This window comes from Klebsiella spallanzanii, assembly GCF_902158555.1.
Taxonomy (GTDB): Bacteria; Pseudomonadota; Gammaproteobacteria; order Enterobacterales; family Enterobacteriaceae; genus Klebsiella; species Klebsiella spallanzanii.
The window spans coordinates 226,556-252,392 of record NZ_CABGGS010000045.1 but is presented as its reverse complement, the minus strand read 5'-3'; the positions used below and the strand labels follow the sequence as shown (position 1 = coordinate 252,392).

General features: G+C 54.2%; 26 protein-coding genes. 18 read left to right on the top strand and 8 right to left on the bottom strand.

Annotation, left to right across the window (positions count from 1 at the left end; translation table 11 throughout):
• The first annotated feature begins 74 nt into the window (after nucleotides 1–74).
• On the top strand, nucleotides 75–1,295 hold the full coding sequence (gene sbmA, locus FN082_RS25840) for a peptide antibiotic transporter SbmA (RefSeq protein WP_139541447.1): 1,221 nt from the start codon (nucleotides 75–77) through the stop codon (nucleotides 1,293–1,295).
• An 18-nt stretch (nucleotides 1,296–1,313) separates the two neighbouring features.
• On the top strand, nucleotides 1,314–2,420 hold the full coding sequence (locus FN082_RS25835; RefSeq protein ID WP_142982623.1) for a DUF1615 domain-containing protein: 1,107 nt from the start codon (nucleotides 1,314–1,316) through the stop codon (nucleotides 2,418–2,420).
• Here the strand turns inward: FN082_RS25835 and FN082_RS25830 are convergent.
• Nucleotides 2,417–2,719, bottom strand: coding sequence for a DUF2755 family protein (locus FN082_RS25830; protein WP_139541261.1), 303 nt, complete (start codon nucleotides 2,717–2,719; stop codon nucleotides 2,417–2,419). The two genes, FN082_RS25835 and FN082_RS25830, sit on opposite strands and share 4 nt — an antisense overlap.
• A gap of 381 nt (nucleotides 2,720–3,100) precedes the next feature.
• On the opposite strand from FN082_RS25830, the gene FN082_RS25825 reads away from it, so the two are divergent.
• Nucleotides 3,101–3,304: a DUF2754 family protein gene (locus FN082_RS25825; protein ID WP_139541262.1), complete on the top strand. Its 204-nt coding sequence runs from the start codon at nucleotides 3,101–3,103 to the stop codon at nucleotides 3,302–3,304.
• Between the two features lie 120 nt (nucleotides 3,305–3,424).
• Here FN082_RS25825 and ddlA read toward each other — a convergent pair whose 3' ends face one another.
• Nucleotides 3,425–4,522, bottom strand: a complete 1,098-nt coding sequence (gene ddlA, locus FN082_RS25820) for a D-alanine--D-alanine ligase (RefSeq protein WP_142982622.1) — start codon at nucleotides 4,520–4,522, stop codon at nucleotides 3,425–3,427.
• Between the two features lie 335 nt (nucleotides 4,523–4,857).
• Between ddlA and FN082_RS25815 the strand changes: the two genes are divergently transcribed.
• From FN082_RS25815 to psiF, 7 genes are all read left to right on the top strand, one after another.
• Nucleotides 4,858–6,057: a multidrug efflux MFS transporter gene (locus tag FN082_RS25815; protein WP_142982621.1), complete on the top strand. Its 1,200-nt coding sequence runs from the start codon at nucleotides 4,858–4,860 to the stop codon at nucleotides 6,055–6,057.
• 177 nt (nucleotides 6,058–6,234) lie between these two features.
• Nucleotides 6,235–6,999 carry a gluconate 5-dehydrogenase gene (gene idnO, locus FN082_RS25810; protein ID WP_061155606.1) on the top strand — a complete coding sequence of 255 codons (765 nt, stop codon included), beginning with the start codon at nucleotides 6,235–6,237 and terminating at the stop codon, nucleotides 6,997–6,999.
• Nucleotides 7,000–7,095: 96 nt separating this feature from the next.
• Nucleotides 7,096–8,385, top strand: a complete 1,290-nt coding sequence (locus FN082_RS25805; protein WP_139541266.1) for an MFS transporter — start codon at nucleotides 7,096–7,098, stop codon at nucleotides 8,383–8,385.
• 66 nt (nucleotides 8,386–8,451) lie between these two features.
• Complete coding sequence (idnR, locus tag FN082_RS25800; RefSeq protein WP_139541267.1) at nucleotides 8,452–9,444, top strand: DNA-binding transcriptional regulator IdnR; 993 nt, start codon at nucleotides 8,452–8,454, stop codon at nucleotides 9,442–9,444.
• Between the two features lie 230 nt (nucleotides 9,445–9,674).
• Nucleotides 9,675–9,935: an anti-adapter protein IraP gene (gene iraP / locus FN082_RS25795; protein ID WP_139541268.1), complete on the top strand. Its 261-nt coding sequence runs from the start codon at nucleotides 9,675–9,677 to the stop codon at nucleotides 9,933–9,935.
• Nucleotides 9,936–10,023: 88 nt separating this feature from the next.
• Nucleotides 10,024–11,454: an alkaline phosphatase gene (gene phoA, locus FN082_RS25790; protein ID WP_185932161.1), complete on the top strand. Its 1,431-nt coding sequence runs from the start codon at nucleotides 10,024–10,026 to the stop codon at nucleotides 11,452–11,454.
• Nucleotides 11,455–11,545: 91 nt separating this feature from the next.
• Nucleotides 11,546–11,866: a phosphate starvation-inducible protein PsiF gene (psiF, locus tag FN082_RS25785; RefSeq protein ID WP_139541270.1), complete on the top strand. Its 321-nt coding sequence runs from the start codon at nucleotides 11,546–11,548 to the stop codon at nucleotides 11,864–11,866.
• Between the two features lie 46 nt (nucleotides 11,867–11,912).
• On the opposite strand, the gene proC is transcribed toward psiF, so the two are convergent.
• Nucleotides 11,913–12,722 (bottom strand): pyrroline-5-carboxylate reductase, encoded by an 810-nt coding sequence (gene proC, locus FN082_RS25780; protein WP_139541271.1) that lies wholly within the window; start codon nucleotides 12,720–12,722, stop codon nucleotides 11,913–11,915.
• Nucleotides 12,723–12,839: 117 nt separating this feature from the next.
• Here proC and FN082_RS25775 point away from each other — a divergent pair, with 117 nt between their 5' ends.
• A complete protein-coding gene (locus FN082_RS25775) occupies nucleotides 12,840–13,298 on the top strand; it encodes a YaiI/YqxD family protein (protein ID WP_139541272.1) in 459 nt (152 codons plus the stop codon).
• On the opposite strand, the gene FN082_RS25770 is transcribed toward FN082_RS25775, so the two are convergent.
• Nucleotides 13,295–13,993, bottom strand: coding sequence for a DUF2076 domain-containing protein (locus FN082_RS25770; protein WP_142982619.1), 699 nt, complete (start codon nucleotides 13,991–13,993; stop codon nucleotides 13,295–13,297). The genes FN082_RS25775 and FN082_RS25770 overlap by 4 nt on opposite strands.
• Nucleotides 13,994–14,327: 334 nt before the next feature.
• On the opposite strand from FN082_RS25770, the gene aroL reads away from it, so the two are divergent.
• From aroL to ppnP, 4 genes are all read left to right on the top strand, one after another.
• Nucleotides 14,328–14,855, top strand: coding sequence for a shikimate kinase AroL (aroL, locus tag FN082_RS25765; RefSeq protein ID WP_139541274.1), 528 nt, complete (start codon nucleotides 14,328–14,330; stop codon nucleotides 14,853–14,855).
• Nucleotides 14,856–14,925: 70 nt separating this feature from the next.
• Complete coding sequence (locus FN082_RS25760; RefSeq protein WP_139541275.1) at nucleotides 14,926–15,117, top strand: YaiA family protein; 192 nt, start codon at nucleotides 14,926–14,928, stop codon at nucleotides 15,115–15,117.
• Nucleotides 15,118–15,370: 253 nt separating this feature from the next.
• Complete coding sequence (locus FN082_RS25755; RefSeq protein ID WP_180349667.1) at nucleotides 15,371–16,051, top strand: AroM family protein; 681 nt, start codon at nucleotides 15,371–15,373, stop codon at nucleotides 16,049–16,051.
• Between the two features lie 87 nt (nucleotides 16,052–16,138).
• A complete protein-coding gene (gene ppnP / locus FN082_RS25750; protein ID WP_112214097.1) occupies nucleotides 16,139–16,423 on the top strand; it encodes a pyrimidine/purine nucleoside phosphorylase in 285 nt (94 codons plus the stop codon).
• A gap of 42 nt (nucleotides 16,424–16,465) precedes the next feature.
• Here ppnP and rdgC read toward each other — a convergent pair whose 3' ends face one another.
• The gene (gene rdgC / locus FN082_RS25745) at nucleotides 16,466–17,377 is read right to left on the bottom strand and encodes a recombination-associated protein RdgC (RefSeq protein WP_142464378.1); all 912 of its coding nucleotides are present in this window, start codon (nucleotides 17,375–17,377) and stop codon (nucleotides 16,466–16,468) included.
• 90 nt (nucleotides 17,378–17,467) lie between these two features.
• On the opposite strand from rdgC, the gene mak reads away from it, so the two are divergent.
• Complete coding sequence (mak, locus tag FN082_RS25740) at nucleotides 17,468–18,373, top strand: fructokinase (RefSeq protein WP_142982618.1); 906 nt, start codon at nucleotides 17,468–17,470, stop codon at nucleotides 18,371–18,373.
• 48 nt (nucleotides 18,374–18,421) lie between these two features.
• On the opposite strand, the gene FN082_RS25735 is transcribed toward mak, so the two are convergent.
• The 3 genes from FN082_RS25735 to sbcD all read right to left on the bottom strand — a co-directional run bounded on the left by FN082_RS25735 (nucleotide 18,422) and on the right by sbcD (nucleotide 23,384).
• Nucleotides 18,422–18,784: an NUDIX hydrolase gene (locus FN082_RS25735; RefSeq protein WP_139541278.1), complete on the bottom strand. Its 363-nt coding sequence runs from the start codon at nucleotides 18,782–18,784 to the stop codon at nucleotides 18,422–18,424.
• 266 nt (nucleotides 18,785–19,050) lie between these two features.
• The gene (gene sbcC / locus FN082_RS25730) at nucleotides 19,051–22,185 is read right to left on the bottom strand and encodes an exonuclease subunit SbcC (RefSeq protein ID WP_142982617.1); all 3,135 of its coding nucleotides are present in this window, start codon (nucleotides 22,183–22,185) and stop codon (nucleotides 19,051–19,053) included.
• The gene (gene sbcD / locus FN082_RS25725) at nucleotides 22,182–23,384 is read right to left on the bottom strand and encodes an exonuclease subunit SbcD (protein WP_142982616.1); all 1,203 of its coding nucleotides are present in this window, start codon (nucleotides 23,382–23,384) and stop codon (nucleotides 22,182–22,184) included. The genes sbcC and sbcD overlap by 4 nt, the downstream gene beginning before the upstream one ends.
• Before the next feature lie 182 nt (nucleotides 23,385–23,566).
• Between sbcD and phoB the strand changes: the two genes are divergently transcribed.
• Both phoB and phoR read left to right on the top strand, forming a co-directional pair.
• Nucleotides 23,567–24,256: a phosphate response regulator transcription factor PhoB gene (gene phoB / locus FN082_RS25720; RefSeq protein ID WP_004099401.1), complete on the top strand. Its 690-nt coding sequence runs from the start codon at nucleotides 23,567–23,569 to the stop codon at nucleotides 24,254–24,256.
• 21 nt (nucleotides 24,257–24,277) lie between these two features.
• Nucleotides 24,278–25,567, top strand: coding sequence for a phosphate regulon sensor histidine kinase PhoR (gene phoR / locus FN082_RS25715; RefSeq protein WP_142982615.1), 1,290 nt, complete (start codon nucleotides 24,278–24,280; stop codon nucleotides 25,565–25,567).
• The last annotated feature ends 270 nt before the right edge of the window (nucleotides 25,568–25,837 follow it).

Genomic DNA, 25,837 nt, shown 5'->3' with positions numbered 1-25,837 from the left:
GCGACGGCTTTGCGGCGGGCGTTTTTGTGGTACACAGCACAGCAAAATGAAAAAGAAGTTAGCAGGAGAGCATGATGTTTAAATCCTTTTTCCCCAAACCGGGGCCGTTTTTTATTTCTGCCTTTATCTGGTCGCTGCTGGCGGTGATCTTTTGGCAGGCGGGCGGCGGCGACTGGCTGCTGCGGATAACCGGCGCATCGCAGGATGTTGCCATCAGCGCGGCGCGTTTCTGGTCGCTCAACTATCTGGTGTTCTACGCCTACTATGCTCTATGCGTTGGCGTTTTCGCCGTGTTCTGGTTTATTTACAGCCCGCACCGCTGGCAGTACTGGTCGATCCTCGGCACCTCGCTGATTATTTTCGTGACCTGGTTTCTGGTGGAAGTGGGGGTCGCAATTAACGCCTGGTATGCGCCGTTTTACGATCTGATTCAGACCGCGCTGGCGACGCCGCATAAAGTCAGTATTAATCAGTTTTATCAGGAAATTGGCGTTTTCCTCGGTATCGCCATTATCGCGGTGCTGATCGGCGTGATGAACAATTTCTTTGTCAGCCATTATGTCTTCCGCTGGCGTACTGCGATGAACGAACACTATATGGCGCACTGGCAGCACCTGCGCCATATCGAAGGCGCCGCCCAGCGTGTGCAGGAAGATACCATGCGCTTTGCTTCAACGCTGGAGAGTATGGGGGTCAGCTTCCTCAACGCGGTGATGACGCTTATTGCTTTCCTGCCGGTGCTGGTGACGCTCTCCGCGCACGTACCTGATTTGCCGATTGTCGGTCATCTGCCGTATGGACTGGTGATTGCCGCAATCGTCTGGTCGTTAATGGGCACCGGCCTGCTGGCGGTGGTGGGGATTAAGCTGCCGGGGCTGGAGTTCAAAAACCAGCGCGTTGAGGCGGCCTATCGTAAGGAGCTGGTTTACGGCGAGGATGATGCTAACCGCGCCACGCCGCCGACGGTACGAGAGCTGTTCAGCGCCGTGCGCCGCAACTATTTCCGCCTCTATTTCCATTACATGTATTTCAACATCGCCCGAATTCTTTATCTGCAGGTGGATAACGTTTTCGGTTTGTTCCTGCTGTTTCCGTCGATTGTTGCCGGTACGATTACGCTGGGCCTGATGACCCAGATAACCAACGTCTTTAGCCAGGTTCGCGGGTCGTTCCAGTATCTGATTAGCTCCTGGACGACACTGGTTGAGCTTATGTCCATCTACAAACGTCTGCGCAGCTTTGAGCGCGAACTGGATGGCAAAGAGCTGTTGGAAGTTACCCAAACGCTAAGTTAACGATCGCAAGGAAGAAATATGGCTGTAGCATCATCCCGTTTTGTTTCGCTCTCCCTGATGCTGCTGGCCGGGATAGTCCTTAGCGCCTGTTCTAGCAAACCGGAACCGGTGCTGAAAGAGGGCGAAAAACCGATTGATGTTGCGGCCGTAGTGCGGCAGAAAATGCCCGCCAGCGTTAAAGACCGCGAAGCCTGGGCACAGGCTATTGCAAAAACCTTTGAAAGCCAGAAGCTGGCGCCGACGGAGGAGAATGTCTGTTCGGTGCTGGCGGTGGCGCAGCAGGAGTCCAACTATCAGGCGGACCCTGCGGTGCCTGGGCTGAACAAAATCGCCTGGCAGGAGATCGACCGCCGGGCGGAGAAAATGCACATTCCGGTTTTCCTGGTCCACACTGCGCTAAAAATCAAATCCCCCAACGGCAAAAGCTATAGCGAACGCCTGGATAGCGTAAAAACTGAGAAGCAGCTAAGCGCTATTTTCGATGACTTTATCGGCATGGTGCCGATGGGGCAGAAGCTTTTTGGCTCTCTGAATCCGGTGCATACCGGCGGTCCGATGCAGGTCAGCATTGCTTTTGCCGAGCAGCACACCGACGGCTATCCGTGGAAAATCGATGGTACCGTGCGCCAGGAGGTGTTCAGCCTGCGCGGCGGACTGTGGTTTGGCACGTATCACCTGCTGAACTACCCGGCGAACTACAGCGTACCGCTATATCGTTTTGCCGACTTCAACGCCGGATGGTACGCCAGCCGCAATGCAGCCTTCCAGAGTGCGGTTTCTAAGGCAACGGGCGTGAAGCTGGCGCTGGACGGCGATTTAATTCGCTACGATAGCGATGAGCCCGGAACCACCGAATTGGCAGTACGCCGTCTATCTTCCCAACTGGCAATGAGCGATGACGATATCCATCGTCAGTTGAAAAAGGGAGATACGTTGGCTTTTGAAAAGAGCGATCTCTACCAAAAGGTATTTCGCATTGCTGATAAGAAGACTGGTAAAACGCTACCGCGAGAAGTGCTGCCGGGAATTCAGCTTGAGAGCCCGAAAATTACTCGTAATCTGACCACCGCCTGGTTTGCTAAACGCGTCGACGACAGGCGCGCCAGCTGCATGGCGCGACGTTAGTGATGACGACGCCAGCGGAAAATCAGCCCTAATATTCCAATTAACACGCAGCCCGCCAGAAAGGGAATCAGGCCAAACAGGGTTCCGACCATCAGGCCAATCTCGACCCGCGGGTGGCTACTGTCCTGCATTTGAATCAGATGCTCAAAAACGCCGGGAGCGTGGATCAGCATGCTTAGCATTTGCGCGCCGGCCCAGAAGCAAAACAGCACAAACAGGGCGTAAGCGATGTTGCTGCTGGTGATAGAGAGCCTCTTTTTACCGCTGCTGGCGGACTTTGCAAAGGTGAACTCTGCCATATTTACCTCCGATACTTCGCTTTCCTGCCGATTTTTCAGCGATTTACATATACACAAAATCATTCAAGATGCATCGAGGCGGCAAGTCTGTGAATCCCCGGGAGCTTACTCAAGTAAGTGACTGGGGTGAGAAGACGTAGCCAACAAAGAGGCAGTTTGAAGGATGATGTGTATAGAGGCTATTCTGGCAACGAGGGGCGGTTTTCAATATAAGATTGCTGGTAATTTCCGTCCAGGAATGTTCCTGATTTCACCCGTTTGTGAGTTTGCTACAAATTTGTGAAATTTAGACCGATATCGCAATGTACGACAATTCTCAGCGTGGCTACAGACCCGCGATGGCGGCTATGCGAAGATGTTTTTTTTGTTGTCGGGGTGGTTATGAAGCTCACTGAAAAAATTCGGCGCGACTGGCACTACTATGCGGTTGCGCTGGGGTTAATTTTTATTATGAATGGCGTGGTCGGGCTGCTTGGCTTTGAAACCCAAGGCTGGCGCTCTTACGCGGTGGGGCTGGTAACGTGGGTGATTAGCTTCTGGATTGCTGGGTTTATTATCCGTCGCCGCCCGGTAGAGGAAGCGTGAGCCGCGTTGGATGTGGTTTCCCGGAGGCGATGCTGCGCATCTGTCCGGGCTACTGGCCCGCAGACGGCGGTAAGCACGTAGGCCCGGTAAGGCGCTAGCCGCCACCGGGCGATACCTTGATTAATTCATCGATGTCTTCAGCGCCCGATCGGCGGCGTGACGTTCCAGCGCCAGCTCAATCAGGCGGCTAATCAGGCTGGTGTAGTCCAGACCGCTGGCCTGCCACAGCTTCGGATACATACTGATATTGGTGAAGCCCGGCAGGGTGTTGATTTCGTTGATCACCACGTCGTTATCGGCGGTCAGGAAGACATCGACGCGCGCCATACCGCTGCATCCGAGGGTCTGATAAGCGCGAACGGCGATATCGCGAATTTTATCGTTCACCGCGCTGTCAATGGCTGCCGGGACCACAACCTTCGCGCCCTGATCGTCAATGTACTTGGTGTCATAGGCGTAGAATTCGCTATTGAGGACAATTTCGCCGCAGGTGCTGGCCCGCGGGTGATCGTTGCCCAGCACCGCACACTCTATTTCACGCCCTTTAATTCCCTGTTCCACCACGACTTTATGGTCAAATTCAAAGGCCAGCGCGACAGCCTGCTGATACTGCTCTTCGCTGTTCACTTTGCTGACGCCTACTGAGGAGCCCTGGTTCGCCGGTTTGACGAACAGCGGCAGGCCCAGCTTCGCCTGTACATCGGCAAAGCTCACCTGATTGCGGTTGGCGCGAGTCAGCGTGATAAAAGGCGCAATCGACAGCCCGGCATCGCGCAACAAGCGTTTGGTGACGTCTTTATCCATGCAGGCAGCGGAGCCGAGGACGTCGGAACCGACAAACGGCAGGTTGGCCATCCGCAGCATGCCCTGCAATGAACCATCTTCCCCGAGGGTGCCGTGGACGATCGGGAAGATAACGTCGATGGCCGCCAGCGGCTGGCCGCTATCGGCGTTAATCAGCTGCTGTGCTTCGCGCCCGGGAATTTGTGCCAGCGTAACATCGGATGGACGCAGGGCGATATGGGCGGGATCCTGCGGGTTTAGCAGATAGTTGCTGGCGTCGTTGATATGCCATTGCCCCTGCTTATCAATCCCCAGCAGAACCACGTCGAAGCGCGTTTTATCGATCGCTTCCACGATATTTTTCGCTGACTGTAGCGACACTTCATGTTCTGCCGACTTACCGCCAAAAACGATCCCAACCCTCATCTTAGCCATTTCAACTTCCATCATGATTACATCAAAGCGCATAACATAGCATGTCAAAGAGCCGCCTGGCTGCCATAATCTTTCATTGATACGGTAGGGGGATAAAAGCTGTTCGACCCGCTAAGTTTGTATGCTAAAAGGGAAACGCCGTGGACGTACTTCAGTGTGATAACCAGCACAATTCGCTGACGGTCAGGCAATTCATTCCTGGACTGCGTTGTAAAGCTTTAACTCATGAGATAAAACACCAAACTCGCCGTTAGCGCATCTCTGGTACTACGTCGGATAAGGGAAATTGCTAAGCTAGTTAATAATTGCCAAAAAATTAATGAATACGCGTAGTTATGGAATCCTGGAAGGTTAATCTTATCTCCGTCTGGTTTGGCTGTTTTTTTACCGGACTGGCTATCAGCCAAATTCTCCCCTTTTTGCCGCTGTACGTTTCCCAACTGGGCGTGACTTCGCACGAAGCGTTATCCATGTGGTCGGGACTGACCTTCAGCGTCACTTTCCTGGTCTCGGCGATTGTCTCGCCGATGTGGGGGAGCCTCGCCGACCGTAAAGGGCGAAAGCTGATGCTGTTGCGCGCCTCGCTGGGAATGGCTATCGCCATTTTATTACAGGCGTTTGCCACTAACGTCTGGCAGCTGTTTATCCTGCGCGCGGTGATGGGCCTGACTTCCGGCTATATTCCCAACGCCATGGCGCTGGTGGCGTCCCAGGTCCCGCGCGAACGCAGCGGCTGGGCGCTGAGTACGCTTTCGACGGCACAAATCAGCGGGGTCATCGGCGGCCCGCTGCTCGGCGGTTTTCTCGCTGACCATGTCGGTTTGCGGGCGGTATTTATCATCACCGCGGTTCTGCTGATGATGAGCTTTCTGGTGACGCTGTTTCTGATAAAAGAGGGGGTTCGCCCGCAGGTCAGCAAAGCGGAGCGGCTCAGCGGCAAGGCGGTGTTTGCGTCGCTACCCTATCCGGGGCTGGTAATTAGCCTGTTTTTCACTACCCTGGTGATTCAGCTCTGCAACGGCTCAATTGGCCCGATTCTGGCGCTGTTTATCAAGTCGATGGCACCGGATAGCAATAACATTGCTTTCCTGGCCGGGATGATTGCCGCCGTGCCGGGCGTTTCTGCGCTTATCTCGGCTCCCCGTCTGGGTAAACTTGGCGACAGGATTGGTACTTCGCGGATCCTGCTGGCAACGCTGTGCTGCGCGGTCGTCATGTTTTTTGCCATGTCATTCGTCACGACCCCATTCCAGCTTGGCGTGCTGCGCTTTCTGCTCGGTTTTGCCGATGGCGCGATGCTGCCAGCGGTCCAGACGTTATTGCTGAAATACTGCAGCGACAGCGTCACAGGGAGGATCTTTGGTTATAACCAGTCGTTTATGTATCTTGGTAACGTAGCCGGGCCGCTGATTGGCGCGTCAGTCTCGGCGATGGCCGGTTTCCGCTGGGTGTTTATCGCCACTGCGGTTATCGTCCTTATCAATATCTGGCAGCTGGCTATCATGCTGCGTCGTAGCCGCCGTACCGCCGCCTGACCCCTTTCTTTCTCTTAGACCGGCATTGACGTCACTACGTCAATGCCGGTTTTTGATCTTCCTCATCTGTAAATGCATCACCGATCACAAAACGATCATTTTCACCTCTTACCCCCTTCTATTTGTAACTGTTACGCGTATACAGTTACGCGTAACAGTTATGGAAAAAGAGGTTTTATGAGAAATTTATTCGATTTATCAGGGAAACGTGCGCTCATCACCGGTTCTGCTCAGGGGATTGGCAATCTGCTGGCCGGTGGCCTTGCAGAGTATGGCGCAGAGATAATCATTAACGACCGTACTCAGGAACGAGCGGACCAGGCGGCACAGGCGCTGGTGGCTCAGGGCCACCGCGCAGTAGGTTATGCGTTTGACGTGACTCAGGCGGCGGAGGTTGAGCAGGCGATTGCCCGTATCGAAGAGGAATTCGGTGCAATTGATATTTTAATTAATAACGCCGGGATCCAGCGCCGCTACCCTTTCACTGAATTCCCCGAAGAGGAGTGGGATCGGGTTATTGAAGTTAACCAGAAAGGCGTTTTCCTTGTCTCGCAGCAGGTGGCGAAATATATGATGACGCGCCGTGCGGGAAAAATAATTAATATTTGTTCAATGCAAAGTGAATTAGGTCGCAAAACCATTACTCCGTACGCCGCATCGAAAGGGGCAGTTAAAATGCTGACCCGCGGAATGTGCGTGGAGCTGGCGGAATATAATATCCAGGTCAACGGGATTGCGCCGGGCTATTTTGCCACCGAGATGACGACCGCGCTGGTGAACGACGAGGCGTTTTCCGCCTGGCTATATCAGCGCACCCCGGCAGCGCGCTGGGGAAAACCGGAAGAGTTGATTGGCGCGGCTGTGTATCTGGCTTCGCCTGCGGCAAACTTCGTTAACGGTCATTTATTGTTTGTGGATGGCGGGATGCTTGCTGCCGTTTAAATAACTTTGCGTCTTTCGGGAAACTGGCACGCTCGCGATACCTGAAAGACGATATATTAAACCCGTGTGATAATATTCATTATCTGAGGATTGCTTATGCAAATGCTCGCGAAATTACCAGCGCGTCGCTGGTGGTATTTAATGCCGATTATTTTTATTACCTATAGTCTGGCGTACCTTGACCGCGCGAATTATGGTTTTGCCGCTGCGGCGGGAATTGAAAGCGATTTGGGCATTACCAAAGGAACTGCATCGCTTATTGGTGCACTATTTTTTCTGGGTTATTTCTTTTTCCAGGTCCCTGGTGCTATCTACGCCGTTAAACGTAGCGTGCGCAAGATGATTTTCTTCAGCCTGATATTATGGGGTTTCTGCGCGGCGGCCACTGGGTTCGTCAGCAATATTCCGATGTTGATGGCGATTCGCTTTATTCTTGGCGTCGTGGAGGCGGCGGTGATGCCGGCGATGCTGATTTATATCAGCAACTGGTTTACTAAAACCGAACGTTCACGCGCTAACACTTTCCTGATCCTCGGTAACCCGGTCACCGTATTGTGGATGTCCATCGTTTCCGGCTACCTGATTCAGGCCTGGGGCTGGCGCGAAATGTTTATTATCGAAGGCATCCCGGCGGTACTGTGGGCGGTTTGCTGGTGGATTCTGGTGCGCGATAAACCCTCTGAGGTTTCCTGGCTCAACGACCAGGAAAAACAGGCTCTGCAACAGGCAATGGACCGTGAGCAGAGTAATATCAAGCCGGTTCGCAACTACGGCGAAGCGCTGCGCTCCCGCAATGTGATTATGCTCTGCGCCGTACATGCGCTGTGGAGTATCGGGGTGTATGGCTTCATGATGTGGATGCCGTCGATTTTGAAAAACGCCGCGCAGATGGATATCGTGGCGGTGGGCTGGCTGGCGGCGGTGCCTTATCTGGCGGCCATCTGCCTGATGCTGACGGTCTCCTGGCTATCGGATAAGTTTCAGAACCGCAAACTGTTCATTTGGCCGTTATTGCTGATTGCCGCTATCGCTTTCTTTGGTTCATGGATGGTGGGTAACCAGGCTTTCTGGTTCTCTTACGCGCTGCTGGTGATTGCTGCGGCCTGTATGTATGCCCCTTACGGTCCGTTCTTTGCGCTCATACCTGAATTGCTGCCGCGTAACGTTTCCGGCGTGTCGATGGGGCTGATTAACAGCTTTGGCGCGCTCGGTGCGTTCCTTGGCGCGTGGCTGGTGGGGTATCTGAACGGTATTACCGGAGGACCAGGGGTATCGTATACCTTTATGGCCATCGCGCTGCTGGCCTCGGTAGTGCTGATGTATAACGTTCGTGCCAATAACGAGCCTTCAGCGTCTTCAGTGACGGCAAAAAAGGTCACGGGTTAACATAAACCGCCGTCGCTGTGGTAAGGTTCTCTGCGAGCACATAAGTCGTATTTCGTAGAGAACCTGATGAAAAACAACCGGATGACATTGCAGGATATCGCCAACCTGGCGGGGTTAAATAAAATGACGGTGAGCCGTTATTTACGTGACCCCGGCCAGGTTTCTCAGCGCAGCCGTGAACTGATTTCAAAGGTCATGGAAGAGAACAACTATATCCCTAATCGGGCGCCGGAAATCCTGCTTAACGCCCGCAGTAAAACAATAGGCGTGCTTATCCCATCCTTTCGCAACCAGATTTTTGCCGACGTATTGGCCGGAATTGAATCGGTCACCTCCGCCCATCAGTATCAGACCCTGATTGCCAACTATGAATATGATCCGCAGCGCGAAGAGCGCGAAGTGCTCAATCTGCTCTCCTATAATATCGACGGGCTTATTTTAACCGGTAAGCAGCATAGCGATCGCATGGTGCAGTACGTGCGCGCCAGCGGCATTCCCGTCGCTGAACTGATGGATTTTGGCGGCCAGCAGCTGGATATCCAGGTTGGATTCGATAACGAAAAAGCAGCCTGGGACATGACCAATGCTTTCCTGGAGAGCGGCAAACGGGCGATTGCTTTTTTTGGTTCAATGGACGATCCCCGCGATTTGAGCCGTTTTCACGGTACTGAACTGGCGCTGGCAGTGCACGGCCTGAAGGCATATCACATGGCACCGCGGACAATCTCCTCAGTGGCTCTTGGTCGGCAGATGTTCTTGCAGATGCAGCAATCGCGCCCGGATATCGACGCGATTTTTTGTACTAACGACGATCTGGCCGTTGGCGTGCTGCTGGAGTGTCAGGCTCAGGGGAAAGATGTACCGCAAGAGATGGCGATTGCCGGTTTTCACGGCCTGGAAATTGGCCGCGCCAGACTACAAAAAATAGCCAGCGTCATTACCCCACGTTATGACATTGGGAAAACGGCAAGCGAAATACTTATTGCGCGGTTGGCCGGTAAAGACGCGCCGGACAGCGTTAATCTGGCCTATCAGATATATTACGGCGATACGTTATAGTTATCGATGGAATAGCAATATTCCATTTTATTCTTATCTATTAAATTTGGTTATGAGGCTTATTAATCAGTTGTTGAGTAAATTCCATCGTGGAAATACTCAAGGAGCAAAACGTTTCGCTTATTATTCATTGATGTCCGCCGCCACTTTTAAAAAAATAATTCTGGTATCCGACGGCTAATGTATGACATAAATAACAGTCTACGGACCTCGCATAAGGATAAAGCGCTGTGAAGAATCTCATTGCCGAGCTACTGGTAAAACTCGCCCAAAAGGAAGAAGAAGCAAAGGAACTGACAGCACAGGTTGAGGCGCTGGAGGTGGTGGTCACCGCGCTTCTGCGCAATATGGCGCAGGATGCCCAGCAGGCGCTAATCAATGATATTGAACAGGCAATCAATGAGGCTAGCCCCGGACCGCTGGTGGATGACCGGGACACACAGTTATTGCAGCAATATATAAAGAAGCTGTTACGGCATCCTCGTAGTTAGTTCTGTGACAAGGTATGGATGCTGTCATTTTACTGTCACATCGCTTTTATACAGTCTCCCTCGTTTTGTTTTTTAAAGTATTTTTTACATGGAGACGATAAAAGTGAAATTAAGCGCCCTGTTTATTGCCCTGATACCTCTGTTGGGCTCCCCGGTTATTCACGCAGAAACAACAACCGCATCGGTTCTGGAAAATCGTGCCGCTCAGGGCGATATCACCACGCCGGGCGGCGCGCGTCGTTTAAGCGGCGATCAGACCGAGGCGCTGCGCGCTTCGTTAATCAATAAGCCGGCCAAAAATATTATTTTACTGATTGGCGACGGGATGGGTGATTCTGAAATTACCGCCGCGCGAAATTATGCGGAAGGCGCAGGCGGTTTCTTTAAAGGGATTGACGCGCTGCCGCTGACCGGTCAATACACTCATTATTCTCTGAATAAGAAAACCGGCAAGCCGGATTATGTCACCGACTCCGCCGCTTCCGCGACGGCCTGGACCACCGGCGTGAAAAGCTACAACGGTGCGCTGGGCGTCGATATTCATGAAAAAGATCATCAGACCATCCTTGAGCTGGCAAAAGCGGCGGGTTTAGCGACCGGTAACGTTTCAACGGCGGAGCTACAGGATGCGACCCCGGCTGCGCTGGTGGCGCACGTCACTTCGCGTAAATGCTATGGCCCGAGCGTGACCAGCGAAAAATGCGCCAGCAACGCGCTGGAAAAGGGTGGTAAAGGTTCCATTACCGAACAACTGCTGAATGCCCGCGCCGACGTTACGCTGGGCGGCGGGGCGAAAACCTTCGCTGAAAGCGCGACTGCCGGTGAGTGGCAGGGTAAAACCTTACACGATCAGGCCGTTGCTCGCGGCTACCAGATTGTCACCGACGCCAGCTCTCTGGCTGCCGTTAACCAAGCAAATCAGGACAAACCGCTACTGGGCCTCTTCTCCGAAGGGAATATGCCGGTTCGTTGGGAAGGGCCGAAAGCGTCTTACCATGGCAATATCGATAAGGCGGCGGTGACCTGTACTCCGAATCCGAAACGTGACGCTTCGGTGCCGACGCTGGCGCAGATGACCGAAAAAGCTATTGATCTGTTGAGCAGCAATGAGAAAGGCTTCTTCCTGCAGGTGGAAGGTGCTTCCATCGATAAGCAGGATCACGCAGCGAATCCGTGCGGTCAGATTGGCGAAACCGTCGATCTGGACGAAGCGGTGCAGAAGGCGCTGGAATTTGCCAAAAAAGACGGCAATACCCTGGTTATCGTGACTGCCGACCACGCGCACTCCAGTCAGATTATCCCGGCTGACACCAAAGCTCCAGGCCTGACGCAAGCGCTGAACACCAAAGACGGTTCGGTGATGGTGATGAGCTACGGCAACTCTGAAGAAGAGTCGATGGAGCATACCGGCACTCAACTGCGTATTGCCGCCTACGGCCCGCACGCGGCCAACGTGGTCGGCTTAACCGACCAGACTGACCTGTTCTACACCATGAAGGCTGCACTTAATCTGAAATAAACCGCCGCCGGTAGCGAATTTACGTTACCGGCTGGTTTTTTCTCCATCAGCGACCAGACTTACAGAGATCCACTCAGAGAAGGATGGTGTGATGAAAATAACATTACTTGTGACCCTACTTTTTGGCCTGGTATTTATGACGGCGGTGAGTGCCGCGGAAAAAGAGTTGACCCCACAGCAGCAGAAGATGAGCGTCTGTAATAAAGAGGCATCATCGAAGTCGCTAAAAGGGGATGAGCGTAAAACGTTTATGAGTAACTGCCTGAAAAAAGATGGCACGACGCAGGATGGCAAGGGGCTGACGCCTCAGCAGCAAAAAATGCGCGAGTGCAACGCTCAGGCGACCCAGCAGTCTCTGAAAGGGGACGATCGCAGTAAATTTATGAGCGCCTGCCTGAAAAAACAGGTGTAAGAAATAAGCGGGTGAGGGAAACCTCACCCGCTATTCGGTATTAAAATCAGGAGCGGCTTAGCTTTTCTGATTTCTCCATGCATTTCACCATTGCTTCGATAACGGCGGAGCGGAAACCTTTCTCTTCCAGAACGCGCACGGCTTCGATGGTGGTACCGCCGGGCGAGCACACCATATCTTTCAGCGCCCCCGGATGCTCGCCGCTTTCGAGCACCATTTTGGCCGAGCCCATTACCGCCTGCGCCGCGAATTTATAAGCCTGAGCGCGCGGCATTCCACCGAGCACGGCAGCGTCGGCCATGGCCTCGATAAACATAAAGACATAGGCTGGCGCGGAGCCGCTGACGCCTACGACCGGGTGAATCATTGGCTCAGCAATAATTTCTGCCTGGCCAAAGCAGCGGAAAATGGTCAAGATGTCCGCTGTTTCTTCGGGGCTGACCAGCGCATTTGGCGTGACTGAGGTCATGCCCGCGTTGACCAGCGATGGCGTGTTGGGCATTGCGCGAACGATTTTACGATCGTGGCCTAGCGCGCGCGCCAGCTGGTCGAGCGTCACGCCAGCGGCAATCGAAACGACCAGCGAGTCTTTATTCAGGCTGGAGGCGACGTCGCTGAGGACTTTAACCATCACGCCAGGTTTGACGGCGCCGAAAACGATATCCGCCACCTGAGCAACTTCCTGCGCGCTTTGCGCCGCGTTAATGCCGTACTGGTCATGCAGGGCCGCGACTTTGTCCGGCGACGGGGTGTAGACCCAGATTTGCCCCGGCTGTACCTGTCCGCTGGCGATCAGGCCGCCCAGAATGGCCTTGCCCATGTTGCCGCAGCCGATAAAGCCGATTTTCTTCTCCATCACCAATCCCCTTTGTTTGTTCTATCGTTAGCTACATAGCTTATCATCTTGTCGCTTTCGCGAAAGGCCAAAGCAGGTGACAATACGCCATCTCTTTTTTCGTCGACAGGAGCCGCAATGGCTATTTGGGTTGATGCGGACGCATGTCCGAACGTTATCAAAGATATTTTGTTCCGCGCCGCCGAACGCACGCAAATTTCGCTCACGCTGGTGGCTAATCAGCCGCTGCGTGTCCCGCCGTCGCGCTTTATCCGCACGCTGCGCGTGGCGCAGGGCTTTGATGTGGCGGATAACGAAATCGTGCGTTTATGTGAGCCGGGGGATCTGGTGATTACCGCAGATATCCCGCTGGCGGCGGAAGTGCTGGCGAAAGGCGGGGCCGCGTTGAATCCGCGTGGTGAACGTTATAGCGAGGCGACCATCCGCGAGCGCCTGACGATGCGCGATTTTATGGAGACAATGCGGGCCAGCGGCGTACAAACCGGCGGCCCGGATAGCTTATCCCAGCGCGACCGACAGCAATTTGCCGCCGCGCTGGAGAAGTGGCTGTTAGATATGAAACGTCAGCAGGGTTAAACCCAGCTGTCGTCGTCGCTGCCGAAATCATCATTACCGAAACCGGCGTCAAAGTCGGAATCGTAGTCGTTGTTGTCGGCAAGGAACTGACCGTCATCCTGATGGAAGGTCTCGTCGGCTACGTTATTGTCCTGCGGCTGGCTCAGGTCCGGCTGCGGCTTCTCTTCGATAATATTGACGATCTCCTGCGGGTGCGAGCCGCTAAACATGTTGGTCAACATATTTCCCAGCACCACCCCACCCGCTACGCCCGCCGCCGTTTGTAATGCTCCAGCCATAAAGCCGCCGCCGCTGCGTGCCGCCTGAGGGGCATAATTCTGCTGCTGTGCCTGCGGGGTATACTGCGGCTGGGCGCTGGCCTGCGGTCTGCCATACTGCTCTGCGCCGGGAATGGGGTCGGAGCCGCGGGACTGGCCGCCGCCAAACAGTCCTGAGAGAAAACCACCGCTGCTCGGTTTTGCGGCCCGAAGCTGCGTGGCCTGATTTTCCAGCGCCTGAATGCGGTCGTTGAGCTGTTTGATAGCCGCTTCCTGAATCAGAATGGTTTGCGCCATATAGTAAGGGGCGAACGGCTGCTCTTTAACGTGCCCGGCAATCCGCTCCTCGGCGCTGGAATCGCGTGATGCGCTGCGGGTCTCGGCCTCTTTTAGCCGGGAAAACAGTCCATCAATAAGGCGTTGCTCTTCAGATTGCATACTACATTCCTCTGTCATACTGATTAATGAGCATCAGATTGGCTCTGAACCACTCGTGTTGTAAATATGTTGCTGCGTAAAGCTATGCGGAAATGTGTTACTGTTTACGCCAGACTGCGAACAAAAAATAACTTTTGTATAAAAGTAAAGCTGGCATAACACCAGATGCAATGATAAGTTTACATGTAAAGTCCTTTCGAATACTAAGGTGAAAGGGTTTGCAGATGGTGTGTAACGTTTATTTTACGGTTATCGTTGAGTAAGTTTGCGGTACCATTGTTTCTCTTTTCGCTTTCATTTATCCGCAAAACGCGGAACCAAGGGGTCTTCGGTAATGACACAGCTAATATTTCTTGTCGGGCCTCGCGGCTGCGGTAAAACAACGATTGGTCATGCGCTGGCGAAGGTGCGCAGTTTTGAGTTTGCCGACACCGACCATGAGCTTCAGGAGCATGAACAACGCACGGTAGCCGCTATCGTCCAGCAGGAAGGCTGGGAGCGTTTTCGCGCTCTGGAAACGCAGGCTTTAGAAAGAGTCGCGCAGCCAGCAACAATCATCGCCACCGGCGGCGGCATTATTCTCAGCGAATACAACCGTCAATTTATGCGTGAAAACGGCGTAGTGATTTATCTTGAGGCCTCGGTTTCAGCGCTGATTGATCGTCTTGAAGCCTATCCGAAGGCTGAGCAACGCCCGACGTTAACTGGCAAGCCTATCCGCGATGAAGTCGGTGAGGTGTTGGCGCAAAGGGAAGCGCTGTATCGTGCGGCTGCGCATCATATTATTAATGCCACCGTATCGCCGGATGAAGTCGTTGAGCAGATTATGGCGACAGTCTGCGGTGTGACCTACACCAGTTAAGATTTTACTTAAGGTAAACGGATCGGCAGCACCTATACTTTTAACTTCTTAAAGTAAAAAAGGAAATGCTATGCCGACCAGACCTCCATATCCAAGGGAAGCGCGTATTGTCGCCGTTGAAAAAGGTCCACAGGGCCAAACGGTGACCTGGTATGAACTACGCGCTGACCACCCGGCCCCGAATTCCCTCATCAGTGAACACCCCTCTGAGCAGGAAGCGTTGGACGCTAAACGGCGCTACGAAGATCCTGACAAATCATAATTCCCCTATTAATGTCCGGGACTGGCTCTGAAAAGGTCGTTACCGGGCATCTATCACATTTTTAATCTATTAACAGTACTAATGATTACCTAAGTTACGGATTTTCAGGAGCGTTTTTAATCCTTCTGGAATCTTTACATTCCATAATGGCCGTAACCTGCTACGCTTCTCGACGGTTGATTTTTAGCCACCAGGGGCAGAAGGCGTAAATAAAAGCCTGTTTTGAAACAGCGGTAGTGAAAAGGTACACGATATGAGTAGTGCAACGATGGCAATTTTGACCATTGGGGTGGTACCGGTGGCGGAGATGTTGCCGCTTTTAACCGAACATATCAGGGAAGAACAGATCGCCCACATTAGCCTGTTAGGCAAAATGACACGCGAAGATGTTATGCAGGAGTATGGTGTTGAGTCCGGCGATGAGATGCTGCTGACCCTGCTCAGCGATAATCATATCGCCCAGGTCTCACGGCAGAAAGTTGAGCGTGATTTACGTAGCGTTATTACCATGCTCGACAAACAAAATTACGACCTTATTTTATTGATGAGCACTCATCCATTTAGCGGTTTTACGGCGAATAATGCGATTCTGCTTGAACCGCAAAGGATTATCCCACCGTTGGTCGCCTCGATTGTTGACGGTCATCAGGTCGGCGTGATTGTTCCTGTTGAAGAGATTTTGCCTGCGCAGCGGGAGAAATGGCGGGCGTTAGAGAATACGCCGCTATACGCCATCTCTAACCCGGTTAGCGGTAGCGATGGAGATCTGCTCGCCGCAGGCAGGGCGTTGATGGAGCAAGGGGCTGACGTACTGATGCTGGATTGTCTTTGTTACCACCAACAGCATCGCGACGTGTTACAAAAGGCGCTGGATATCCCGGTTCTGTTGTCAAATGTGCTGGTATCAAGGCTGGCGGCAGAACTATTAGTCTAACCTGATGTAACGCGTTAATTTTGCGTGACAGGGGCAAGGAGCGCCCCCTATATTGTGCCTTCAACACAAGATCATAAGGGCGAGTTTATGCTTCAAAGCAATGAATACTTTGACGGAAAAGTAAAATCTATTGGCTTCACCAGCAGCAGCACCGGTCGTGCAAGCGTGGGCGTGATGGCGGAAGGGGAATATACCTTTGGCACCGGGCAGCCAGAAGAGATGACCGTAGTCAGCGGCGCGCTGAACGTACTTCTGCCGGGTGAAACCGAGTGGAAAGTCTATGCCGCCGGTGAAGTATTCAACGTTCCGGGGAATAGCGAGTTTAATTTGCAGGTGGCCGAGCCAACGTCTTATCTGTGCCGCTATCTGTAACGCAAATTTCCTTCCTGCTTTAGCAGGAAGGAATTCAATAGATTAGCGCTGCGCTTCGCCGCCTAACCCTTCAACCAGATTCTGAATCAGCGCGGCCAGTTCGCCGGTCATCAGAATAAAGTCCGCATCAAAGCGCTGAGCGAAATCTTCCCGGTCGATATCTTCGTTCTGATCGCGCAGTTCATCACTGAACTTCAGGCGTTTAATCGAACCATCATCGCACATCAAGAACTGAATACGCTGCTGCCAGTCGAGCGCCAGCTTGGTCACGACCTTACCGGCTTCAATGTGCACGGCGATCTCATCGCTGACCAGATCCTGTTTTTTCGCGCGGATCACGCCGCCATCTTCCAGCATCGCTTTCAGCTCGGCTTCGTCCAGCAGCTGGAAGCCCTGAGCGACGGTACCTGAACGAACCCATTCGGTCAGCGTCAGCTCAATCGGGTTTTCCATTGCCAGCGGGACGACCGGCAGCGAGCCCAGGGTTTTACGCAACAGCGCCAGCGTATCTTCCGCTTTTTTGGCGCTGGCGCAGTCCACCATGATCAACCCGTTGACGGTATCGATCCACATCATGGTCTGGCTGAAACGGCTGAAAGCGCGCGGCAGCAGAGAGTGCAGCACTTCGTCTTTCAGCGAGTCTTTTTCGGTTTTCTTCAGCTTGCGGCCCTGCTCGGCTTCCAGCTTGAAGATCTTCGCTTCCAGCGCCTGTTTGATGACCGGAGACGGCAGGATCTTCTCTTCTTTACGCGCGCAGATAACGATCTGGCCATTTGCCGTATGCGTCAGCGCATCGCTGTGCGATCCCATCGGCGAAACCCAACCGGTTTTGGCCATATCCTGGCTGCCGCAAGGGGTAAATGTCAGCTCGGCCAGCTGTTTTTCCATCTCCTCGGCGCGCAGGGAAATGTCGCGGCTGAGACGATAAACCATTAAATTTTTGAACCACAGCATGATAATTTCCACGGCTTTGTCGTTAAATCCAGCGGGCATGATAGCGAATTGTCGCTATGCTTGCATTGTTAATCGGGAGAGGAATTCACAGTGCGCATTGGGATTGATTTGGGTGGGACAAAAACGGAAGTCATCGCGTTGAGCGGCCAGGGAGAGCAGCTATTTCGCCATCGCCTGCCTACGCCAGGGGGAGATTATCATCAGACGATAGAGACCATTGCCGCGCTGGTAGAGATGGCTGAGCGGGCTACCGGACAGAGCGGTACGGTCGGCATCGGCATTCCAGGTTCGATCTCGCCCTACACCGGCGTGGTCAAAAACGCCAACTCGACCTGGCTCAACGGCCAGCCCTTTGATAAAGATCTCAGTCAGCGCCTGAATCGGGAAGTGCGTCTGGCAAATGACGCCAACTGCCTTGCGGTATCGGAAGCGGTAGACGGCGCGGCCGCCGGGGCGCAAACGGTATTTGCGGTCATCATCGGCACCGGTTGCGGTTCCGGCGTGGCCCTTAACGGTCGCGCCCATATTGGCGGCAACGGTACGGCGGGCGAATGGGGGCACAATCCGCTGCCGTGGATGGATGAAGACGAACTGCGCTATCGCGCTGAAGTGCCGTGCTACTGCGGAAAGCAGGGTTGTATTGAGACCTTTATTTCCGGCACCGGCTTTGCGACTGATTACCAACGATTGAGCGGTCATCCGCTGGAAGGTAGCGAGATTATGCAGCGCGTCGGTGAGCGGGATCCGGTAGCGGAACTGGCGCTGGGCCGCTATGAAATGCGGTTGGCGAAGTCTTTGGCCCATGTGGTGAATATTCTCGATCCGGACGTGATTGTGCTGGGCGGGGGAATGAGCAATGTTGACAGGTTATATCAAACGATACCAAATCTGCTGAAACCGTGGGTATTCGGCGGCGAATGCGAAACGCCGATTCGTAAGGCCGCGCACGGTGATTCCAGCGGCGTACGCGGCGCGGCCTGGCTTTGGCCGCTGTAAATCATGAACCCGCTGCGCGGTCGGCGCTGCGCAGCGGGTGCTGGTTGATTACAGGTCCGGGATATCTTCCAGACTATAGTAAATCGTGAGCCCCAGTTTTTTCCCTTCCTCAATATCCAGATCCGCTCCCCGGGATTCGCCCGGCATCCGTAAAATGGCGTCACAGCGGCTAATTAAACGATGGGCGACGGGGTAGAGATACTCTTCGCTAATCGGATCGCCAATTTCCTTTGAGCCCGCGGCTTTGGCTACAGGTAAAGCCAGCCATTCGCCAACGACCGGAACATGACCTTTTCGGTAAATGCTAAGTGCAACCTGGGCCATGTTGTCCAGGTTGGCCTCGATGAGTTCCGGGCGGTTATTGGTGCCGCTGCGTACCGGACCGGCGATCAGAATAAGAGAACTTTTCATGTTTAATGCCTTCTTGATGCGTGAGAGGGAATGCTGTTGAAGGTTTCCTTTCCTGTGGCACTTTCCATCAGTGAAAACTGTTGATGCACGAATTTGCATGAAATGCATGATTAACAGTCTTTATTGAGCTCTCAGATAAAATAACATGCATATTCGTGCGGTATCAAGATTAATCGTGAATGGAATGGTTGTGAGTAATGCGCCGAACGGCAATATGCGGCCTCTGCCAGGAGAGAGGCCTTCAGTGAGGGAATTGGCGGGGAGAATTACTCGACGGAAAAAGTTTTATCCAGGCGGCTATAGCCCAGTCCGTTGATTTTTTTTACTTTAATTTGTACTGGAATGCGTTCTTTCATTGCTTCGACGTGACTGATGACGCCGATAATTTTGCCGCTGGCGTTAAGCGCATCCAGCGCATCCAGCGCGGTATCCAGGGTTTCGCTGTCCAGAGTACCGAATCCCTCATCAAGAAATAGCGAATCAATCCGCGTTTTATGGCTCACCAGGTCGGACAGCGCCAGCGCCAGCGCGAGGCTAACGAGGAAGCTCTCGCCACCGGAAAGGGTTCGCGTGTCGCGCACCGCGTCTGCCTGCCAGGTATCGACCACTTCCAGCTCCAGCGCTTCGCTGGCTTTGCGTTGCAACAGATAGCGGCCATGCAGGCGGTTGAGCTGATGGTTGGCCAGCCACACCAGATTATCCAGTGTCAGACCCTGCGCAAATTTACGAAATTTATCGCCCTCTTTGGAACCAATAAGCGAATTCAGCCACGCCCAGTCTTCCACCTCCTGAGCGGCGCGTTCCATCTGCTGGCGTAACGACTGCTGACGCTGCTGGTTTTCGGCGTTTTGCTTCAGCTGCTGACGAATCTCTCCCTGACGAGCGCTGTTTTCCCGCAGCAGCGACGTTAGTTGCTGGAGTTTTTCCTGCACCAGTTCAAGCGGTTGGCTGATGTCCGTTTCTGCTGGCGGCTGCTGGCTGTGAATCTCCAGCGCTTCACGAGCGCGCAGCGCCAGCGCCTGATTTTGCTGTAGCGTATTTTCCAGCGTCTGCTTCAGATGTTCGAGGCGCAGGCGCGTCTCTTCATCGAGCAGAGCAGCGAGGAACGCCTGCTGGTCGGCGAACGGGCTGGCGGCCAGCGCGGCGCTGAACTGGGCTTCGGTTTCCGATAACAGGGTCTGCTGCTGGCTTTCCTGTTGCCCCAGCGTTTGCCACTGGCTCTGCAGCGCCAGACAGTCGTCGTGCACCTGACGCCATCCGTCCAGCGGCGCGGGCTGTGCCTGAAGTTCTGTCTCCGGCAAGGATTCGAGTAGCGGAATCAGCTGCTGGATCTGTTCCTGCAGGGCGGTCAGTTCGCTCTGTTTGCTGTGCCAGCTGCGGGTTTCGGCTTCCCGCTGCGCCAGCCAACTGGTGGCCTCATCAGCAGTGGGTAAACTCAGCGCGAATGCGGCCAGTTCGCTCTTCAGCGCGGCGCTACGCTGTTCCTGTTCCAACTGGAACTGCTGGATCTGCTGCTGGCCTTCCTGCTGCTGAGCCTGCCAGGCTAAGCGCTGTTGATGCTGATAAAGCCGCTGTTCATGCTCCTGCTGCGCGTTTAGCCAGCCGGGAATATCATCATCTGGTTTCAGGTCAATATTTAAGCCGGTGATCGTCTCTTGCCAGCGTGAGGTAAGCGCTTGCTCCTGCTGGAGAAGCGATGCTTTCTCGGCCGCTTCTTTTTGCTGCTGTTTCAGGAGTGCGTCCAGCTCGCCGCGCACTTGCGCGCCAGCTTCCGCCAGCTGTTTGACTTCGCGCTCAAGCGCATCGCGCCGCGCCTGATTCACGCCGGGAACCAGCGCCTGATACTCGGCGATGGCCGGATGCTGTTCAGAACCGCAGAGCGGGCAGGGGGAGCCTGGCTGCAGCCGGGATCGCTCCGCCTCAAGACCAGCAATGCGCGCTTCCATTTCGCACAGGGCTTTGACATCGCTGAACTGTTGATTCTTCTCTTTATACGCCTGGCGGCGCTGTGCCAGGGTTGCTTCCAGCTTCTCCTGCTCCTGCTTATTGGTCAGCTCGGCAGCATTGAGCTGCAAAAGGCGCTGGCCGACGGGTTGGAGCTGACTGTGCAGGGCCGAAATCTGCTGGCGCAGGGAGCGAGTCGCGGCGTGCTGGGCGAGCCCGGCGCTAACCTGGTCAGCATCCAGCGCTAGCTCGGCGGGCGGCAATTCGGCCAGCCTGCGGCTGGTTTCCGCCAGGCGTTGCTGCAAAACGGATTGCTGCTGTGCATCGCGAGCCTGCTGTTGGAAAGCCGCCCGCCATCCCGCCAGCGCATTTCCCCACTGCTGATAACTGTCGTGCTCTTTAAGCCATGCAGAGATCGCTTGCAACTGGCCATGCAGACGCTCTGACTGCTGCGCCGCCGCGAGGCGAATGCCTGCCCGCAGCCGTAGCCGTTCATGTAAGCGAGTGTTTACTTCTTCTCTCTGGCGGCGAGTTTGCGCCAGCGCAGCGGTTTGTTCCTGCTGACGCATCCACTGCGGGCGCAAATGTTCTGCGGGCTGCGCATTCAGCAGCGCGCTAAGCTGCGGCTGAGCCTGTTCAAGCGCTAGTTGGGCTTCCTGCAGAGCCGTTTGGGCTTTTTGGTCTTCCACCGTCAGCTCCTGGCGGCGTATCAGCCACTGACGAGTATTTTGCAGGCGGGTTTGTTCGCTAACCTGCTGTTTTTCTTCATCAGTAAGCGCTTGCAAACTTTGCTGGAGCGTCTGCTGCTGCTCGTCGCTCAACAGCAGGACGCCGGAAGCCTGGGCCTGAAGTTTTTCCAGCTCAATGCGGGCAAGCTTATGCTTTTCAAAGACCTGTGCTGAAATCTGGCCGTAAATTTCGGTACCGGTTAGCTCTTCCAACAGCTCGGCGCGCTCTTTGGGTTTGGCATTGAGGAAGGCGGCGAACTGCCCCTGCGACAGCAGCATTGAGCGGGTGAAGCGGCCATAGTCCAGACCGGTGAGTGATGCGGTCATCTCCAGCTTATCTTTGACCTTATCGGCGAGGATCTTGCCGTCGTCGCAACGTGCCAGTTCGACGCGCGGAGCCTGTAGATTACCATCCGGCTGGTTTCTCGCCCGGTTCTGACTCCAGAACGCGCGATAGGCCGTGCCTTTTACTTCGAATTCCACTTCCGCCAGGCATTCGGCAGTGTCGCGGGTCATCAGATCGTTCTGCGACTGCGATACGCTGCTCAGACGCGGGGTTTCGTGATACAGCGCAAGACAGATGGCATCCAGCAGGGTCGTTTTCCCGGCACCGGTTGGCCCGGTAATGGCGAACAGCCCGTTGCTGGCGAACGGCTCGGCGGTGAAATCGATTTTCCATTCGCCTTTCAGCGAGTTGAGGTTCTTCAGGCGTAAACTCAGGATTTTCACAGGCGATCCTCACCGTTCAGGCTATGCAGCGTTTCATTAAATAACTGTTGCAGGCGCTGCTGCTGCGCCTCTTCCAGGGTTTCCAGCGCCAGACGACGTGCGAATACGTCCTCGACCTGCAGTTCGCTGAGCGTTTCCCGCCGTTCTCCCGCCAGTATGCGCTCGCGCTGGGCGCGGCTGCGGCGTACCAGCAGCACTTCTACCGGTAGCGTTTCGGTCTGTGCCTGAATTTTGCGCTGAATATCATGTAAATACTCATCGCTGGTGATTTCAATATCCAGCCAGACGGTGGGCTGCTGGGGATTATTTTGCCATTGATTTAGCTGTTCGCTAATGCTGGCAAAATCGCCCTTTAGTACTGCCAGCGGCTGGGTTATGGGGACGACCAGCGGCGTGACGTCCGTCAGACGACCATTGCTAAAGGTCACCAGGTTGACGCTTTTGTTTTTTCCGGTTTCGTCAAAACTGAGTGGGATTGGGGAACCGCTATAGCGAATATGTTCGCAGCCGCCCACCACCTGCGCCCGGTGAATATGACCAAGCGCGATATAATCGGCAGGGGGAAAGTGGCTTGCCGGGAAGGCATCAAGGGTCCCGATATAGATGTCGCGAACTGCATCGCTTTTGCTGGCGCCGACGGTGGTTAGATGGCCGCTGGCAATAATCGGCAGCGGTCGGTCGCCGCGCAGTTCGCAAGCCTGCTGATACTGCTGCTGGTAGTAGTCGCTGATGGCGGAGAGAAGCTGCTGCTGCTTTTCGCCGCTGGAGTGTCCCGCCTGGCTGGTCACCAGCTCGCGCGGGCGCAGGAACGGCACCGGGCAAAAAATCGCCCCCGCTGAACCATCACGTAAGGGCAGAATAAAAGGAGCGTGACCGGCATTGGCGACTACCGTGGTTTTCAGGAAGGCGAGAATATCCCGCGACTCGTTGAGGGTCGCCACCGAATCGTGGTTTCCCGCCAGTACCACCAGCTGGCAGCCGGTCTGCTGTAGCTGAACGACAAAGCGGTTATACAGCTCGCGCGCATAGCTCGGCGGAGATCCTGTATCAAAAATATCGCCCGAGACAATAATGGCATCAACGTCATGCTCCTGCGCGCTGGCCAGCAGCCAGTCGAGAAACGCCTGATGTTCGGCGGCGCGACTTTTGCTGTAAAAATTCTGGCCAAGATGCCAGTCAGACGTGTGAAGGATGCGCATAGTAGTTCCATAGCGAAAAAGCGTAAGCGGCATTATAGCACTGCACTCCGGTGAGTTAAGTCCGTGTCACAATTCAAAATCCACGTTCATCAGGCCGTCATTTTTTTCATAAATCTGTCATAAATCTGACGCATAATGGCCGCGCACTTCTATACTGATGGCTAAAAAATACAGGGTAAATAATGGCGAGAAGAATTCTGGTCGTTGAAGATGAAGCTCCAATCCGCGAAATGGTCTGCTTTGTTCTGGAGCAAAATGGCTTTCAGCCCGTCGAGGCGGAAGATTTTGACAGTGCGGTGAATCAACTCAATGAACCCTGGCCTGATTTGATCCTCCTTGACTGGATGCTGCCGGGTGGGTCGGGTCTGCAGTTTATTAAACAGCTCAAGCGTGAAGCGATGACCCGCGATATCCCTGTGGTGATGCTGACTGCGCGCGGCGAAGAGGAAGATCGCGTTCGCGGCCTGGAGACCGGTGCGGATGATTACATCACTAAGCCATTTTCTCCGAAAGAGCTGGTGGCGCGAATTAAAGCCGTGATGCGGCGTATTTCGCCGATGGCGGTGGAAGAGGTGATTGAGATGCAGGGGCTGAGCCTCGACCCATCCTCTCACCGCGTGATGACCGGCGAAAATCCGCTGGATATGGGGCCGACGGAGTTTAAATTATTACACTTCTTCATGACGCACCCGGAGCGTGTCTATAGCCGCGAACAGCTGCTCAATCACGTCTGGGGAACCAACGTTTATGTCGAAGACAGAACGGTAGACGTGCATATCCGCCGTCTGCGTAAAGCGCTGGAACATAGCGGCCATGACCGGATGGTACAAACGGTTCGCGGTACGGGATATCGTTTCTCCGCCCGATTCTGAATGTTGACAGGAGTGTGAACCGTGCTGGAACGGCTGTCATGGAAAAGGCTGGCGCTTGAGCTTTTCTTGTGTTGTATTCCGGCCCTGATCCTTGGGGCGATTTTGGGTCACCTGCCGTGGTTTTTGCTGGCGGCGGTAACGGGCCTGCTTATCTGGCATTTCTGGAATCTTATGCGCTTGTCGTGGTGGCTGTGGGTTGACCGCAGCATGACGCCGCCGCCGGGTAGCGGCAGCTGGGAACCGCTGCTATATGGCCTGCATCAGATGCAGATGCGTAATAAAAAGCGCCGACGCGAGCTGGGCAGCCTGATCAAACGCTTTCGCAGCGGTGCGGAATCATTGCCCGATGCGGTGGTGCTGACGACCGAAGAAGGCGTCATGTTCTGGTGTAACGGCCTGGCCCAGCAGACGCTTAATTTGCGCTGGCCGGACGATAACGGACAGAATATCCTTAACCTGCTGCGCTACCCAGAATTTGCCAACTACCTGAAATATCGTGATTTCTCGAAGCCGTTGAATCTGGTGTTGAATAACGCCAGGCATCTGGAAATTCGCGTGATGCCTTACAGCGACAAACAGCTACTGATGGTGGCGCGCGATGTCACGCAGATGCACCAGCTTGAAGGGGCGCGGCGTAACTTTTTCGCTAATGTCAGTCATGAACTGCGAACCCCACTGACGGTGCTGCAGGGTTACCTGGAGATGATGCAGGAGGCTGTGCTGGAAGGCGCGACGCGCGAAAAAGCGTTGCACACCATGCGCGAACAAACCCAGCGTATGGAAGGCCTCGTTAAGCAGTTGCTGACGCTTTCACGAATTGAAGCCGCGCCGGTACTGGTGATGAACGACAAAATCGATGTTCCGATGATGCTACGGGTCGTCGAGCGCGAAGCGCAAACGCTGAGCCAGCAGAAGCATGTTCTGCATTTTTCGGTTGATGAGTCGCTAAAAGTGCTGGGTAACGAAGAACAGCTGCGCAGCGCGATTTCCAATCTCGTGTATAACTCGGTTAATCATACCCCGGCGGGAACGGAAATTACCGTGAGCTGGCAGCGTGCGCCGCACGGCGCGTTGTTCAGCGTCGAGGATAACGGGCCGGGAATCGCTCCGGAACATATTCCGCGCCTGACCGAGCGTTTCTATCGGGTTGATAAAGCGCGTTCAAGGCAAACCGGCGGCAGCGGTCTGGGGCTGGCGATTGTTAAACACGCCGTGAGCCATCACGACAGCCGCCTGGAAATTGAGAGTACGCCGGGTAAAGGCACGCGTTTTAGCTTCCTGTTACCGGAACGTTTGATTGCCAAAAATTGAACCCGACGGCCAGGGTGTCAGCATTACTTGCCAATGACCAGCTTCGGCTGGTCATTTTCGTTTGCAGCGAAATCGAAGCTGCGTAATTAACGAACGTTAGCTGCTTTTTTGTTCGCATGATTAGCCGTATGTTTTCCATATACCCGGTCAATAATTCTACTTATAAAAATAGAGTTAGCATAATCATCTACTTTCACGATCCCTCCTTGCTTTAAAACGTTATAAGCGTTTAAATTGCCCCCCTACAGTCGCAGACAGACTGTTTTTGCG

Excerpts from the sequence above, each read along its gene's own strand:
- FN082_RS25770 (WP_142982619.1), bottom strand. The coding sequence starts at position 13,993 with ATGCAATCTGAAGAGCAACGCCTTATTGATGGACTGTTTTCCCGGCTA.
- FN082_RS25735 (WP_139541278.1), bottom strand. The coding sequence starts at position 18,784 with ATGAAAAGTTCTCTTATTCTGATCGCCGGTCCGGTACGCAGCGGCACC.
- proC (WP_139541271.1), bottom strand. The coding sequence starts at position 12,722 with ATGGAGAAGAAAATCGGCTTTATCGGCTGCGGCAACATGGGCAAGGCC.
- idnR (WP_139541267.1), top strand. The coding sequence starts at position 8,452 with ATGAAAAACAACCGGATGACATTGCAGGATATCGCCAACCTGGCGGGG.
- phoA (WP_185932161.1), top strand. The coding sequence starts at position 10,024 with ATGGAGACGATAAAAGTGAAATTAAGCGCCCTGTTTATTGCCCTGATA.
- FN082_RS25805 (WP_139541266.1), top strand. The coding sequence starts at position 7,096 with ATGCAAATGCTCGCGAAATTACCAGCGCGTCGCTGGTGGTATTTAATG.
- rdgC (WP_142464378.1), bottom strand. The coding sequence starts at position 17,377 with ATGCTGTGGTTCAAAAATTTAATGGTTTATCGTCTCAGCCGCGACATT.
- FN082_RS25830 (WP_139541261.1), bottom strand. The coding sequence starts at position 2,719 with ATGGCAGAGTTCACCTTTGCAAAGTCCGCCAGCAGCGGTAAAAAGAGG.
- idnO (WP_061155606.1), top strand. The coding sequence starts at position 6,235 with ATGAGAAATTTATTCGATTTATCAGGGAAACGTGCGCTCATCACCGGT.
- sbmA (WP_139541447.1), top strand. The coding sequence starts at position 75 with ATGTTTAAATCCTTTTTCCCCAAACCGGGGCCGTTTTTTATTTCTGCC.
- FN082_RS25760 (WP_139541275.1), top strand. The coding sequence starts at position 14,926 with ATGCCGACCAGACCTCCATATCCAAGGGAAGCGCGTATTGTCGCCGTT.
- FN082_RS25825 (WP_139541262.1), top strand. The coding sequence starts at position 3,101 with ATGAAGCTCACTGAAAAAATTCGGCGCGACTGGCACTACTATGCGGTT.
- psiF (WP_139541270.1), top strand. The coding sequence starts at position 11,546 with ATGAAAATAACATTACTTGTGACCCTACTTTTTGGCCTGGTATTTATG.
- aroL (WP_139541274.1), top strand. The coding sequence starts at position 14,328 with ATGACACAGCTAATATTTCTTGTCGGGCCTCGCGGCTGCGGTAAAACA.
- phoB (WP_004099401.1), top strand. The coding sequence starts at position 23,567 with ATGGCGAGAAGAATTCTGGTCGTTGAAGATGAAGCTCCAATCCGCGAA.
- ddlA (WP_142982622.1), bottom strand. The coding sequence starts at position 4,522 with ATGGCTAAGATGAGGGTTGGGATCGTTTTTGGCGGTAAGTCGGCAGAA.
- FN082_RS25815 (WP_142982621.1), top strand. The coding sequence starts at position 4,858 with ATGGAATCCTGGAAGGTTAATCTTATCTCCGTCTGGTTTGGCTGTTTT.
- FN082_RS25775 (WP_139541272.1), top strand. The coding sequence starts at position 12,840 with ATGGCTATTTGGGTTGATGCGGACGCATGTCCGAACGTTATCAAAGAT.
- sbcD (WP_142982616.1), bottom strand. The coding sequence starts at position 23,384 with ATGCGCATCCTTCACACGTCTGACTGGCATCTTGGCCAGAATTTTTAC.
- ppnP (WP_112214097.1), top strand. The coding sequence starts at position 16,139 with ATGCTTCAAAGCAATGAATACTTTGACGGAAAAGTAAAATCTATTGGC.
- FN082_RS25835 (WP_142982623.1), top strand. The coding sequence starts at position 1,314 with ATGGCTGTAGCATCATCCCGTTTTGTTTCGCTCTCCCTGATGCTGCTG.
- FN082_RS25755 (WP_180349667.1), top strand. The coding sequence starts at position 15,371 with ATGAGTAGTGCAACGATGGCAATTTTGACCATTGGGGTGGTACCGGTG.